At 27.1% G+C, this 14,066-nt stretch carries 14 protein-coding genes, 1 pseudogene and 1 riboswitch; of the genes and pseudogenes, 14 read left to right on the top strand and 1 reads right to left on the bottom strand.

Annotated elements, in window-relative coordinates:
* Nucleotides 1-66: 66 nt before the first annotated feature.
* From BTM21_RS08810 to BTM21_RS08765, 10 genes and pseudogenes are all read left to right on the top strand, one after another.
* On the top strand, nucleotides 67-1,596 hold the full coding sequence (locus BTM21_RS08810) for an ABC transporter ATP-binding protein (RefSeq protein WP_021875056.1): 1,530 nt from the start codon (nucleotides 67-69) through the stop codon (nucleotides 1,594-1,596).
* Entirely contained in the window at nucleotides 1,586-2,698 is a 1,113-nt protein-coding gene (locus BTM21_RS08805) for an ABC transporter permease (RefSeq protein ID WP_079481182.1), read from the top strand. Before BTM21_RS08810 ends, BTM21_RS08805 begins: the two co-directional genes overlap by 11 nt.
* Nucleotide 2,699: 1 nt before the next feature.
* The gene (locus BTM21_RS08800; protein ID WP_021875058.1) at nucleotides 2,700-3,653 is read left to right on the top strand and encodes an ABC transporter permease; all 954 of its coding nucleotides are present in this window, start codon (nucleotides 2,700-2,702) and stop codon (nucleotides 3,651-3,653) included.
* A 151-nt stretch (nucleotides 3,654-3,804) separates the two neighbouring features.
* Entirely contained in the window at nucleotides 3,805-4,131 is a 327-nt protein-coding gene (locus BTM21_RS08795; protein WP_242944835.1) for a rhodanese-like domain-containing protein, read from the top strand.
* A gap of 49 nt (nucleotides 4,132-4,180) precedes the next feature.
* Complete coding sequence (locus BTM21_RS08790) at nucleotides 4,181-4,783, top strand: DUF975 family protein (protein WP_021875060.1); 603 nt, start codon at nucleotides 4,181-4,183, stop codon at nucleotides 4,781-4,783.
* A 189-nt stretch (nucleotides 4,784-4,972) separates the two neighbouring features.
* A complete protein-coding gene (locus BTM21_RS08785; protein WP_021875061.1) occupies nucleotides 4,973-5,923 on the top strand; it encodes a patatin-like phospholipase family protein in 951 nt (316 codons plus the stop codon).
* Nucleotides 5,924-5,983: 60 nt separating this feature from the next.
* Nucleotides 5,984-6,298, top strand: a complete 315-nt coding sequence (locus BTM21_RS08780; protein WP_021875062.1) for a cyclase family protein — start codon at nucleotides 5,984-5,986, stop codon at nucleotides 6,296-6,298.
* A 174-nt stretch (nucleotides 6,299-6,472) separates the two neighbouring features.
* Complete coding sequence (locus tag BTM21_RS08775; RefSeq protein ID WP_021875063.1) at nucleotides 6,473-8,230, top strand: SUV3 family DEAD/DEAH box RNA helicase; 1,758 nt, start codon at nucleotides 6,473-6,475, stop codon at nucleotides 8,228-8,230.
* A 50-nt stretch (nucleotides 8,231-8,280) separates the two neighbouring features.
* Nucleotides 8,281-8,442: riboswitch (M-box (ykoK) riboswitch) on the top strand.
* Nucleotides 8,443-8,740: 298 nt separating this feature from the next.
* Nucleotides 8,741-9,346 (top strand): P-type ATPase actuator domain-containing protein, encoded by a 606-nt coding sequence (locus BTM21_RS08770; RefSeq protein WP_021875065.1) that lies wholly within the window; start codon nucleotides 8,741-8,743, stop codon nucleotides 9,344-9,346.
* A 26-nt stretch (nucleotides 9,347-9,372) separates the two neighbouring features.
* A pseudogene (locus BTM21_RS08765) lies at nucleotides 9,373-10,088 on the top strand (glycerophosphodiester phosphodiesterase).
* Between the two features lie 57 nt (nucleotides 10,089-10,145).
* Here the strand turns inward: BTM21_RS08765 and BTM21_RS08760 are convergent.
* A complete protein-coding gene (locus BTM21_RS08760) occupies nucleotides 10,146-11,510 on the bottom strand; it encodes an MATE family efflux transporter (RefSeq protein WP_079481184.1) in 1,365 nt (454 codons plus the stop codon).
* 100 nt (nucleotides 11,511-11,610) lie between these two features.
* Between BTM21_RS08760 and BTM21_RS08755 the strand changes: the two genes are divergently transcribed.
* From BTM21_RS08755 to BTM21_RS08745, 4 genes are all read left to right on the top strand, one after another.
* Nucleotides 11,611-12,417 (top strand): MerR family transcriptional regulator, encoded by an 807-nt coding sequence (locus BTM21_RS08755; RefSeq protein WP_021875068.1) that lies wholly within the window; start codon nucleotides 11,611-11,613, stop codon nucleotides 12,415-12,417.
* A 114-nt stretch (nucleotides 12,418-12,531) separates the two neighbouring features.
* A complete protein-coding gene (locus BTM21_RS08750; protein WP_021875069.1) occupies nucleotides 12,532-12,948 on the top strand; it encodes a DUF3785 family protein in 417 nt (138 codons plus the stop codon).
* Nucleotides 12,949-13,025: 77 nt separating this feature from the next.
* Nucleotides 13,026-13,163, top strand: coding sequence for a clostri-philic family protein (locus BTM21_RS13785; RefSeq protein WP_021875070.1), 138 nt, complete (start codon nucleotides 13,026-13,028; stop codon nucleotides 13,161-13,163).
* Nucleotides 13,164-13,313: 150 nt separating this feature from the next.
* Nucleotides 13,314-13,970 (top strand): peptidylprolyl isomerase, encoded by a 657-nt coding sequence (locus BTM21_RS08745; RefSeq protein ID WP_021875071.1) that lies wholly within the window; start codon nucleotides 13,314-13,316, stop codon nucleotides 13,968-13,970.
* The last annotated feature ends 96 nt before the right edge of the window (nucleotides 13,971-14,066 follow it).

Below are 14,066 nucleotides of genomic sequence, written 5' to 3'. Positions count from 1 at the left end.
CGATAATTTGGTAAATACGGGAATTGATGTCTTATTTTGTGTTAGATTTAAGAAGGAGGAGTTAGCATGGAATATGTAGTAGAGATGCTTAATATTCGTAAGGAGTTTCCGGGGATTGTTGCAAATGATAACATTACTCTTCAACTAAGAAAAGGTGAAATTCATGCTTTACTTGGTGAAAATGGTGCAGGAAAATCGACTTTAATGGGAGTTTTATTTGGAATGTATCAACCTGAAGTTGGTAAGATAAAAATAAGAGGTAAGGAAGTAAAAATAAGCAATCCAAATGTTGCGAATGATTTAGGAATAGGAATGGTTCATCAACATTTTAAACTTGTTAGCAATTTTACTGTAACAGAAAATATAATTTTAGGATTAGAGCCTAAAAAGGGATTGGTTGTAGATATTAAGTCAGCAGCTAAAAGAATAGAAGAGTTATCAAAACAATATGGATTAAATGTAGATCCTTATGCAAAAATAGAGGATATTTCTGTAGGAATGCAGCAACGTGTTGAAATACTAAAAATGCTTTATAGAAACGCAGAAGTCTTAATATTTGATGAACCTACTGCAGTTTTAACACCACAAGAAATACAAGAATTAATAAAAATAATGAAGGGTCTTGTTCAAGAAGGAAAATCAATAATAGTAATTACCCATAAATTAAAAGAAATAAAAGAAGCTGCGGATAGATGTACAGCTATACGTAGAGGAAAATACATAGGAACAGTTGATGTAAAAACCACTAGTGAAGCTGAAATGGCAAAAATGATGGTTGGTAGAGAGGTTTCATTTAAGGTAGATAAAAGTGAAGCTAAGCCTAAAGATATCGTTATGAGTATTAAAAATCTTTCAGTAATGAATAATAAAAAGGTATTAGGTTTAAAAAACTTTTCATTAGATATAAGAAGAGGCGAGATTGTAGGTATTGCTGGGGTTGAAGGAAATGGACAAACTGAACTTGTAGAAGCAATAACAGGACTAAGACCTGTAGACTCAGGAAATATAATTTATAATAACGAAGATATAACTGCAATTCCAGTTAGAAATAGGGTTGAAAAAGGTATAGCTCATATACCTGAAGATAGACATAAGAGAGGATTAGTTCTTGATTATACAATAGAAGAAAATATGGTTTTAGAATCATATAATAAAAAGCCTTTTTCAAAAAATGGATTATTAAATAAACAAGCAATAAAAGAACATGCTCAAAAAATAATAGATACTTTTGATGTAAGATCTGGAGAAGGGGCTGATTCAATAGCTAGAACTTTATCAGGTGGAAATCAACAAAAAGCTATTATAGGTAGAGAAGTTGAATTAAATCCAGAATTATTACTTGCTGTACAACCAACAAGAGGTCTTGATGTTGGATCAATAGAGTATATTCATAAAAGATTAGTAGAGCAAAGAGATAATGGAAAAGCTGTCTTGCTTATATCTTTAGAATTAGATGAGATACTAAATGTAGCAGATAGAATTGCTGTTATAAATAATGGTGAATTAATTGGTATAGTGAATTCAAAAGAAACAAATGAAAATGAAATAGGTCTTATGATGGCAGGAGTAAAGGAGGAAAAGAACCATGAAGAATAGAGGTTTAAAATCCATTCTTGCAGTTATACTAGGGTTATTAGCTGGAGCAATCCTAATGGCGATTATAGGAAGTAATCCAATAGAAGGATATAGTTATTTATTCCAAGGTGGATTAAAGAATATAGAAAGAATAGCTAATACAGTAGCAACAGCTACTCCACTTATTCTTACTGGACTTTCAGTAGCTTTTGCCTTTAGAACAGGTTTATTTAATATAGGTGCAGCAGGACAAATGCTGTGTGGAGGTCTTTGTGCAACAGCAGTTGGATTAACAGTAAATCTTCCAAGACCATTGTTGTTAATAACAATGATTTTAGCTGGTTTCTTAGGAGGAGCACTTTGTGCAGCTATTCCAGGGATACTTAAGGCTAGATATAATGTTAATGAAGTTGTTTCAACAATTATGATGAATTGGATATCCTATTGGGTTGTATATTATACAATACCAGCTTACTTTAAAGGTGCTTTCTTAGAAACAGAATCAGCTAAACTATCAGCTGAAGCTTCATTACAAGCCCCTTGGATTTCAGAATTATTTCAAGGGTCTTTTATAAACTATGGAGTTTTAATTGCAATTATAGCTGTTATAATAATTGGATTTATTTTAAATAGAACAGTTCTTGGATATGAATTAAAGGCAGTTGGATTTAATAGATATGCAGCTGAATACTCAGGAATGCCAGTAAAGAGAAATATAGTAATTTCTATGATGATAGCAGGAGGACTTGCAGGGCTTGCAGGTGTTGCTCAATATGCAGGTAATGTAGCAAATATGCAAATAGGTGTTACACCATCTCAAGGTTTTGACGGGATTGCTGTAGCGCTACTTGGTGCTAACTCTCCAATTGGAGTTTTATTTGCAGCATTATTCTTTGGACTTTTATATACAGGCAAAGGATTTATGAGTGCCATGACATCTATTCCTCCTGAAATAGCTGATACAATTATGGCTACAATTATTTATTTTGCTGCAACAAGTGCAGTAGTGGATAAGGTTTTTGATAAATTTAGACGTAGAAAGGTTCAAATGAATACTGATAAACTAGTAGAAGAAGATCCGTCTGTTATAGATAATAAAAATAAAAGAAAGGGGGATAAATAATATGTGGGATACAATACAACAAATATTTCCATATGCTATTGCATTTACAATTCCTCTTTTAATAGCAGCATTAGGAGCTTTATTCTGTGAAAGAAGTGGTATAGTAAATGTAGGACTTGATGGGCTTATGATTATAGGTTCCTTTGCAGGGGCATTTACAATAGTAAAATTACAAGAAAAGATGCCAGGAAGTTCACTTCCATTATGGATTGGACTTTTAGTAGCAATGTTAGCTGGAATGTTATTTTCATTATTACATGCATTTGCAAGTATAAATTTAAATGCTAATCAAGTTATTAGTGGTACTGCCATAAATATGATTGCAGGATCATTAACAATATTCTTAGCAAGAACTATTACAGGTAGTGGTAATATAAGAATTACTAGAGGTTTTATTCCTAAAGATGTACCAGTACTTTCAGATATTCCGATAATTGGAGATTTATTCTTTAGCAATAGCTATACTACGACTTGGATAGTATTAGGAATATTAGCAATAAGTATATTTATACTTTATAAAACAAGTTTTGGATTAAGATTAAGAGCTTGTGGAGAACATCCTCAAGCAGCTGATGCAGCAGGTATAAACGTCTATAAAATGAGATATATAGGAGTTATGATTTCAGGAGCATTTTCTGCTTTAGGTGGAGTAATAATTCTAGTAACATACTCAGGAGAATTTAATGGAAGTGTTTCAGGATTAGGATTCCTTGCTTTAGCGGCATTAATCTTTGGTCAGTGGAAACCTCTTGGAATATTAGGGGCAACATTATTCTTTGGATTTGCAGCTACAGTTGCTAATGTGTCACAAGTTATACCAACATTAGCTACAATTCCACCAGTTATATTAAAAGTATTCCCTTATGCTATAACATTATTAGCATTGATACTATTCTCAAAATCATCACAAGCACCAAAGGCTGCTGGTGAACCATTTGATGCAGGGAAACGTTAATTTTTTCAAAAGTGAGGAAAATGAATTTTTATTTTCCTCACTTTTTTGCAATTCAAAAAATAATATAATTAAATATAAAATTACAAATAGAATTATTGAATTTTAAATATTAGAAGATTATAATTAGTTTTAATTAATTAAACTTAAAGAGGTGAGAATTTTGAAATATACAAAATCTATTAGTAATAGACAAGCAGAAAATTTAATAAAAGAAAATAATAAACTTTTAATATTGGATGTAAGAAGATTTGCTGAATTTAAAGAAAATAGAATACCTAATTCAATAAATATACCAGTTGATGATTTGGAGTGGGAGCTAGAAGATTTAGAAGAACATAAAGATACACCAATACTAGTTTATTGCAAAGTAGGAATGAGAAGTAGTGTAGCTTGTGATATATTAGAAAATGAAGGGTTTACAAAATTATACAATCTTAGAGGGGGAATTTTAGATTATACTGGTTTTATAGAAGAATAAAAAATAAGTTTATTATATATAATACTATATAATAAATAGGAGGTATAGTATGAAAAGTAGAGCTGAATTGAAAGCTAATGCTAAAGATCAATTGAGAGGAAACTGGGGAATTGCAATACTTACTTGTTTTGTTTATCTTATTATTATAAATAGTATAAGCTATAGTGAAATGATATTCGATGGAAGTATAGAAATATTTGTAGATGTAGTATCGCTATTATTAGGAGGAGTGCTAGCTTTAGGATTAAGTAAATTTCTATTAAACTTAACAAGAAAAGATAACAGTGCTAGATTTTATGATCTTTTTTCAGGATTTAATATTTACTTTAAAACTCTAGGACTAAATATATTAATTACTATTATAGTAATATTAGGAATGATATTTCTAATAGTGCCAGGAGTTATATTTGCAATGATGTTTTCACAAGCATATTTTATTTTAAGTGAGGATAATGAAAAGGGAATTATCCAATGCTTATCAGAAAGTAAAGAAATGATGATAGGACATAAACTTGATTATTTTGTTTTAAATTTAAGTTTCATTGGATGGTGGATAGTAAGTGCATTAACTTTCGGAATAGGAGCATTATGGGTACATCCTTATCAAAAAATGACAGAAGCAAACTTTTATTTAGACCTTAAAAATAATTAGTAAATTCAGAGGTAATATTTCACTAAAATTAAAGTGAGATATTACCTTTTTTAGAAGATAAGAAGTATATTATAAGAAAAAACAAAGAAGATTAATATATTATCAATTTTTGAAAAAATAGAGGAATTAAATTATAATAATGTATATATTAAAATAAGATATTAGGTATAGTTTAAATAGGGGGATAAAATGAAAATTGGGTTAGTATTATCAGGTGGTGGCGGAAAAGGAGCTTATGAGTTAGGCGTTTGGAAAGCTCTAAAAGAACTTGGAATAGATAAATATATAGAAGTGTTTTCAGGTGCATCAATAGGAGCCTTTAATGCTGTACTATTTGCACAGGATGATATAGATGCAGCAGAGGAATTATGGGACGAAGTAACTATGGACAAGCTAGTTCCTATAGGTAAAATTGAACTTTTTAAAAAAGGATTAGAGCTTGCAATTGGAGGTAAATATTTAAATATAGCTAAAAAATATATGCTTCAAAAATTAGAAGAAGGAACGGTTCCAAAGGATGGAGCGAAAGAAATAATAGATAAATATTTAGATGTATCAAAAGTAAAAGAACGTAATAAAATATGTTACGCAGCATGTACAGAATTACCAGAATTCAAAGCGAAATATTTTAAGATAAATGATTTTAATGATGAAATATCAAAAGAAATGATAGTGGCATCAGCTTCATTACCACTTATATATGATTGTACAGAGATTTTAGGAAATAAGTATATAGATGGAGGAGTATCGGATAACACTCCTATTAAGCCTGTATATGAAGAAGGATGTGACATTATAATAGTAGTTTTACTATCTAAAGAAGCTGGAATAGATAGATCATTATATCCTAATAGCAAAATAATAGAGCTTGCACCAAAAAACCTAGATGAAAGCGTAATTAAGGGGACTTTAAATTTAGATGAGCAATCAAAGCGAGTAAGGATAAGAGAAGGCTATTATGATACAATGGATCTACTTCAACCTATTATGTTAATGTCAGAATTTAAGTTTAAAAAAGATGAAGAGGAAAAATATAAGAAACTTTTTAAAACTTACAATTGGGTTAAGAATAAATTTTATAATAAGGAAAATAGAAAGAATTCATATAGAAATAACTTAGAAAAAGATATAGAAATGTAAAAGGCTCAGTATATTAAGAGCCTTTTTTACATACTTAGTAATATAAGAAGGAGATAAATTATGAAGATAGTAGATTTATCACATGAAATTCAGTATAATATGACAGTTTACTCAGATGATGAAAGACCAATATTTAATGATATTTCAAAGATAAAAATATCTGGTTATAATGAAAAAAGTATTAATATATGTTCTCATACAGGAACTCATATAGATTCTCCTATACATATGATTTTATTTAAAGAAGGAAAGTTAATAATAGAAAATTTAACAAACTTAGATAGTCTTCCTAATGAATTTATGTTTATAGCAACACCACTTAAATTTAAAGATTCAGATGGCTGTCCTGTTAGAGCAATTGGATTAGTAGAATAGCCCATAGAATATAACTTTAAGGGATATTTAATGTTAATTAGTATAAGTATATATTAATTTTGAATATAATAAATTAAAGGAACAAATAATAGAAGGATTTTTAAACTTTATAAGGAATATTCTCAATTAGGAGAAAAATTTTACTAATATAGTAAAAACTTAAGAGGTGAGAAGTTGAAAAAGAATGCATTACAAAGAGATTTTAAAAAGCTTAAATCTCAAATAAATCAAATTGAAGAAATAGTTCATAATTCAAAACCAGGGGCTTTAATAGAACACGAGTCAGCAATACGTAAAAAACTAAGACAGCTTAAGACTATGGAAAATGAAGGCTTTAAAGAATATGATAATTTATATGAAAGATACGAAGAATTATTAGAATATATATCTAAAAAAATGTTAGATGATTATAATAGAAAAAATAATACTGATTTTGACTTTTATCAAGTATTAAGAGGAAATTATAATGTTTTTATTAACTCAGGGTTTATGACATTATTAACTAAGCATCATATACCTAAATTAATTTCTCAAGAGTTTGAAGAAAACTTTCCAGCAAACCCTAAAGATGAGTATAGTGCTGCAAGAAGTATGAAAAGAAAATTTTTCATACATTTAGGGGAAACGAATACAGGGAAAACTTATAATGCAATGGAACGTTTAAAAGTTGCTAAGAAGGGAATATATTTATCACCTCTTAGAATATTAGCTTTAGAAAACTATGAAAGATTAAATAATGAAGGTGTGATATGCAATTTATTAACTGGAGAAGAAGAATTAATTAAAGAGGGTGCTACACATACCTCTTGCACTATAGAAAAAGCTAACTTAAATGAGGAATATGATATTGCTATAATTGATGAAATTCAAATGATAGATGATTCACAAAGAGGTGCAGCTTGGAGTAGAGCTTTGCTTGGTTTAAGATGCAAAGAAATTCATGTATGTGGAGCTTTAAATGCTAAAGAAATATTAGAAACTATTATAAAAGATTGCGATGATGATTTTGAATTTAAAGAATATAAAAGAAATATACCTTTAGAAGTTCAAAATAGAAATTTTAATAATTCAGAAGCAGAGGAAGGAGATGCTATAGTAGTATTTTCAAAAAAGAAAGTATTAAGTCTTGCAGAACAGTATTCTAGTTTAGGAATAAAAGCAAGTATAATATATGGGGATTTGCCACCAGAAGTAAGAAGAAAGCAATATGAGCAATTTATAAATAAAGAAAATAAAATATTAATAACAACTGATGCAATTGGTATGGGGGTAAATTTGCCAATTAAAAGAATAATATTTTTAGATATACAAAAATTTGATGGAGAAGAAATAAGACCATTAACATCTCAAGAAGTTAAACAAGTTGCAGGTAGAGCAGGAAGAAAAGGAATATATGAAGTAGGTTATGTTGCAACAGTAAGGGATAATCAAAGGTTTATAAAAGAAAAGTTAGCAGAAAAGGATATAGTAATAAAAGAAGCAGTAATAGGTCCTTCAGAAGCAATTTTAAAAGTACAAGGATTGCCATTAAATGAAAAATTAGCTTTATGGGCTACAAGAGAAGAAACTCTTGATTTTTATAGAAAAATGGATATAAATGAATATTTAATAATTCTAGAAAACATCAAAAGATATAAACTAAAAGAAAGTATTCAATGGGAATTACTTAAAGTTCCCTTTGACGTTTCAAAGAATGAACTTATGGATACTTTTTTAGATTATGTAGAAGAGTTATTTGTATTAAAAAATAAAACCATTACTAAACCACAATGTTATAAGGGGAATTTAGATGAATTAGAATGTTATTATCAAAGAATAAATATGTACTATTCATTCTGTAAAATTTTTAATTTAGAATTTGATGTTAGTTGGATTTATGATGAAAGATTAGAAGTAAGTGAAGAAATTAACAAAATACTCTTAAGAATTTAGGAATATAGTAACAAATAAAAAAATACTAAATATACTAATAATATAGATTTAAATATCCTCGGTAGGTGAGGTTACTTTAAGGATAAGGATTGATACCGTGAAAGGGTGGAAACACTCTCAGCTGGTTAGCAGATTTTACCGAACAAAGAAGGTTTAATTTAATTCAATTTCATGCCTTAAAGAGCTAAAACTTGAACGAGTAGAGTGTATTTATTAGTTAAAGAATACCCTTGTTTGTTCAAGTACAAACAAGGGTTAATTTTTTTATATATATTTTATGGAGGTGCAAAAATGGAATCAGATCACATATTAGATAGAAATAGTGGAGGAAGAATTAGACTTTATAGGATTAATTTCAAAAAAATTATAGGACCTATCAAAGTAGCTTTTATAACTTAGATAATTTTTTCTCAACTATTTCTTAAATCTAATCTAATGTAATCTCAAAAATGTAAAATAAGGGTTAGCTTTTATAGCTTATTTTACTGATATAATTTTGGAGGTGGATATATGATTGATACAAGAAATAGTAATTTATCTATAGATAAGTTAATTAGATTTAGCAAAATAAATATAAATGAAATCTATAAGATATTAAAAACAAATATAAATGGAATTAGTGAAGAGGAAGCTAGAATACGTATACAAAGGTATGGACCTAATATTATACCTAGTTCATTAAATTTTATAAAAGAAAATAATAAATATTTAAGTTGTATAAGAAATAAAAAGGAAAGAATACTATCAGCAGAAGATATAACTATGGGAGATATAATATGTTTAAAAGAAGGAGATTATATTCCAGCAGACGTTAGGATAATATCTTGCAATGACTTTAGCATAAACCAATATATATTAACAGGAGAAAATACTATAATAAAAAAATATGAAAATATAAGAGGAAATTATTATCAACATAAGGATATAACAGAATTAGATAATATATGTCTCCAAGGAGCAAAAGTTGAAAAGGGTAGGGCTACAGTACTAGTAATTGCTATTGGAAAAGATACCTATTATTCCAAAAATAAAAGACCATCAAATAAAGTATCAAATTTAAAAAGTAGAAAAAGAATATATAAAATAAAAAGTATGATAAAATTATTAGAGATATAATTTTATACAAGAGAGAAGGAATATGGATGGTTTTAAATATTGCTCATAGGGGATATAGTGGAAAATATGATGAGAATACTATAATAGCTTTTAAAAAGGCTATAGAATTTGGAGCAGATGGAATAGAAACGGATGTTCAATTATCGAAAGATGGTATTCCAGTTATAATTCATGATGAAACACTAGATAGGACTACTGATGGAAAAGGATTAGTTAAAAGTTATACTTTAGCTGAATTAAGAAAATTTAAAACTAAAAATAACGAAAAGATTCCTACATTAGAAGAATTATTAATACTATTTAAGGAATCAAAACTAGATATTTTAAATTTAGAATTAAAAATAGTATAGTAAAGTATAAAAATTTAGAAGAAAAAGTACTAGATTTGATTGAAAAATATGAAATAGAAGATAGAATAATTATATCTTCATTTAATCATTATAGTTTATTAAAAGTAAAGGAAATTAATAAAAATATAATAACAGGTGCGTTAACAGAAACTACATTAGTAGATGTATATAAGTACCTAAAAAATATAAAATGTGAATGTTATCACCCTTATTATTATTCTATATTTGATGAAGAGATAATGAGGGAGTTAAAGGAAAACCATATAAAGGTTAATCCTTATACTATAAATAGTGAAATTGATATGAAAAAAGCAATGGAGTTAGGTGTAACAAACATTATAACTAATGAAGTTGAAGTTTTAAATAAGTTAAAATATGAAGTTAGAAAATAATTAAAGTTCAATATAAAAAGGATTATCTAATTAAGCTTAGATAGTCCTTTTATTTTATTATACATTAGAAGTTTTATATGAAGATTTTTTATAAGATATTCTATTTTTAATAAGCAATAATATTGAAATTATTAAACATAGTAACTCAGAAATTAAAGTTGAAATCCATATGCCATTTTCACCAACTAATGAAGTCATAGTAAGGAGAACAATAGTAATTATAATCAGCCCCCTAGATAATGAAATTATTGTTGCATTAAATGGTTTTTCTATAGATGCAAAGTATCCAGAAATTAATACATTAAAACCAAGTATTAAAAAGGCAGTTGAAAATATTCTAAATGCACTCACTGAATAACTAAATAATTCAGGAGAATGACCTTTAAGAAAAATAGCAACAATGTTATTTGCAAAAATTATACATAGTATAAATATAGATATAGAAGATATACCTATTGTTTTTATGCTAATTTTAAGCAAATTTTTAACTATGAAGTTTTCTTTTTTCCCATAGTGAAAACTAGAAAGTGGTTGCATACCTTGAGTTATACCAATCATCGTCATTATTACTAAAGTATTTACATAACAGATAATACTATAAGTTACTATACCATCTTCCCCTATATACTTTAGTATTATTTGATTAAATAATAAAATTACAATTCCAGAAGTTAATTCTGTAAGAGCATCTGGGAATCCTATTGATAATATTCTTCCTAAGGTTTTAAAGTTTATTTTAAATTTTACAAAGTGTAATTTAGAAACTGGTCTTAAAAAGTGAATTAAGAAAAATAAACAAGAAACACCTTGAGAAATTATTGTTGCAAAGGCAGCTCCTTTTATTCCAAAGCCTAATAATATTACAAATATAAAATCTAACACTACATTAGTTAGTGCAGAAATAATCATACCTATTATAGCAAGATGTGGAAAACCATCAGCTTTACTTAATACTTCTAAACAGTAAGAGATAATAAAGAAACCATTAAAAAGCATTATTATTTTTAGATATTCCTTAACCATAGGTAATGTAGTATCTGTAGCTCCTAAAAATAATGCTATATTATCAAGATTAAGTAGACTAAATATAGTTATAGCAATAGCTACAATTAACATACAAAACATATTAAAACTAAAAACTTCTTTAGCTTTATCTAATTTATCTTGTCCTAAATAAATTGAAACTATAGTAGATACACCAGTAGAAAAAAACATAGAAATAGCAAAGATAAAATTAATAAAAGGCATAGATATATTTACAGCTGCTAATGCTGTAGGTCCAACACCTCTACTAACAAATATACCATCAACCATTGTATATAGAGAAAATATCCACATTGCAGCTACTGAAGGGAGTAGGTATTTAATAAATTTTTTTCGAATCGTGAGACTATCACTTGTACTATCTATTGATTGAGTCATTTTATTCTCCTTAATTTAAATTTGTATTATTTATAATTAAATATAAACTATGGTACAATACTAAGGTCAAATGATTTTTTAATAAATGAGGAGAATCTAAATGAAAGATTATTATAAAATAGGAGAAATTTCTAAAATTTATGGTATTGGAAGAGATTCTTTAATGTATTATGAAGAAATAGGAATTCTAAAACCTATTAGAGATACAAATGGGTATAGATTATATAGCATTACAGATATATGGAAGCTTAATTTAATTAAGGAATTAAGAGTATTAAATTTTCCTATGTCTAAGATAAAGGATTATTTAAATGATAGAAGTATAAATTCAACTCAAAAAATGTTAAATGAAGAAATAAGATTAATAGATGAAAAAATAGAAGTTTTAAATAAACAAAAGATAAATATATCTAAAAGATTAAAAGCTATAGAGGAAGTAGTTGAAGAAAGTTATATTGATAAAATTGAAGTAATACATATTAAAAAGAGAAAAGCTTTAAAGTTAAATGCTAATATTTCTAGAGATGCAGAAGTAGACTTTTTAGTTAAAAAGCTTCAGAAAAAATATGAAGAAAAATTTTATCTTTTAGGCAATTATCATATAGGAGCTATATATAATTTAGATAAACTAAAGGGAAACATATTTAATGAATATAAATCCGTATTTTGCTTTTTAGAAGATGGAGATGAAGAATATAATCTTGTTTTAAATGAAGGAAAGTATATTACATATTCTTATAGAGGAGCGTATAGTTCTAACGAAAGACATATAAAAAAATTATTTGAATTTATAAAACAAAATAATTTTGAAGTAATAAATGATCCTATAGAAATTTACAAAATAGATGTTCACGAAACATCTATAGAAAATGAATTTATAACAGAAATACAAATTCCTATAAAATAATATTAAAAGTTCAATAGATCTTTATAGGTGCAAAGAATATTAAGGTGTGATACACTAATTTATATTAACTAAAGTTGTTATGTTAAATAGCAATTATAAGAAGGAGATTAATTTATGATATATAAGTTTAATTTTGATGGAAAAGAATATGAATTAAAAGAAGATAACTTAGATTATTTTATTAATGATGAAGAATTTGAATTAGAAGGAATAGATGCAAATAAAGTTTTGGAATTACTTTCAAACTCTAAAGAAGTTGAATTTGAAAGGGCTTATTATGAAACTTGTTGTGAAGAATGTAGAGCAGGGAAAGCAGAGAAAAAGAAAGTCTTTGATTTTCTAGAATTCTTTTTCTATGCTTATGCAAAGGATGGAAAGTTTATAACAAGCAGTATAGATGATGATTATGAAGGAAAATCCTTTACCAAGCTTTATAGAGAAGGTAAAGTAGATTGTAATTACATAGTGACAGTTATAGTTTGTAAAAATTGTGGAACATATTCTATAGAAATAGAAGAATTTGAATTATAAATAAATGAATTAAATATTTATATAGGCACAAAATAACTATGTTAAGTAATAGTATTATAGAAAGGATGTGCTTATATATGCCAAAGAGCAATAAGACAAAGGAACCACAACAAAAAGGTGAAAGAAGACAAAGACTTCATGGAAACCAAAACAACATAGGAAATGATAAAAATAGAGCTGAATATACAGATTTTAATGGTAATCCAATTGAATAATAAACATAAAAGATATAGGATAAATAACCTATATCTTTTTGAGTTTATTGAAATATAATAAAAGCAAATTATATATTATTATGTTGTTTTATTACATATTAAGAGGGTATAATAAATTATATTTAATTGTAATAAAAAGGAGATTGAGAGATGAAAAAGAACTTTAAAAAATTCATAGCTATTATGATTGTAATGAGTTTAGGAATATTAGCATTAGGAGGCTGTAGCACTAAAAAAGAAGAAGTTACAAAGGAAAATCAAAAAGGTGAAAAAATCGAAGCACCTGAAAACTTACCTATAGCAACTATAGTAATAAAGGATTACGGAACTATAACAGCAGAGCTTTATCCGCATATAGCACCTAATACAGTAAATAATTTTATAGATTTAGCCAATAAAGGATTCTACAACAACTTAACTTTTCATAGAATAATAAAAGGTTTTATGATTCAAGGTGGAGATCCAGAAGGAACAGGAGCTGGAGGTCCAGGATATTCAATTAAAGGTGAATTTTCATCAAATGGATTTGACAATAGTTTAAAGCATGAAAAAGGTGTATTATCTATGGCAAGAGCTAAAAATCCAGATTCAGCAGGAAGTCAATTTTTTATAATGACAGGAGATGCTTCACATTTAGATGGTGAGTATGCAGCTTTTGGTAAAGTTATATCAGGAATAGATGTTTTAGATAAAGTGGAATCAGTAGAAACTGGAGCAAATGATAAACCTAAAAAAGATGTAATTATAGAATCAATATCTATTGATACAAAAGGAGAGACATATAAAGCTCCTGATGTAATTAAATAAATATAATAATTTAAGATAATTAAAATCAAAAGTTAAGATTAAATTAAGATATGTGAGTTAAACTAAATAAAGATTAGTTGAATAACATTTATATAG

Source organism: Clostridium chauvoei (assembly GCF_002327185.1).
Taxonomy (GTDB): domain Bacteria; phylum Bacillota; class Clostridia; order Clostridiales; family Clostridiaceae; genus Clostridium; species Clostridium chauvoei.
Note: the sequence above shows the minus strand (reverse complement) of the source record. Positions and strands in the feature narration are given on the sequence as shown.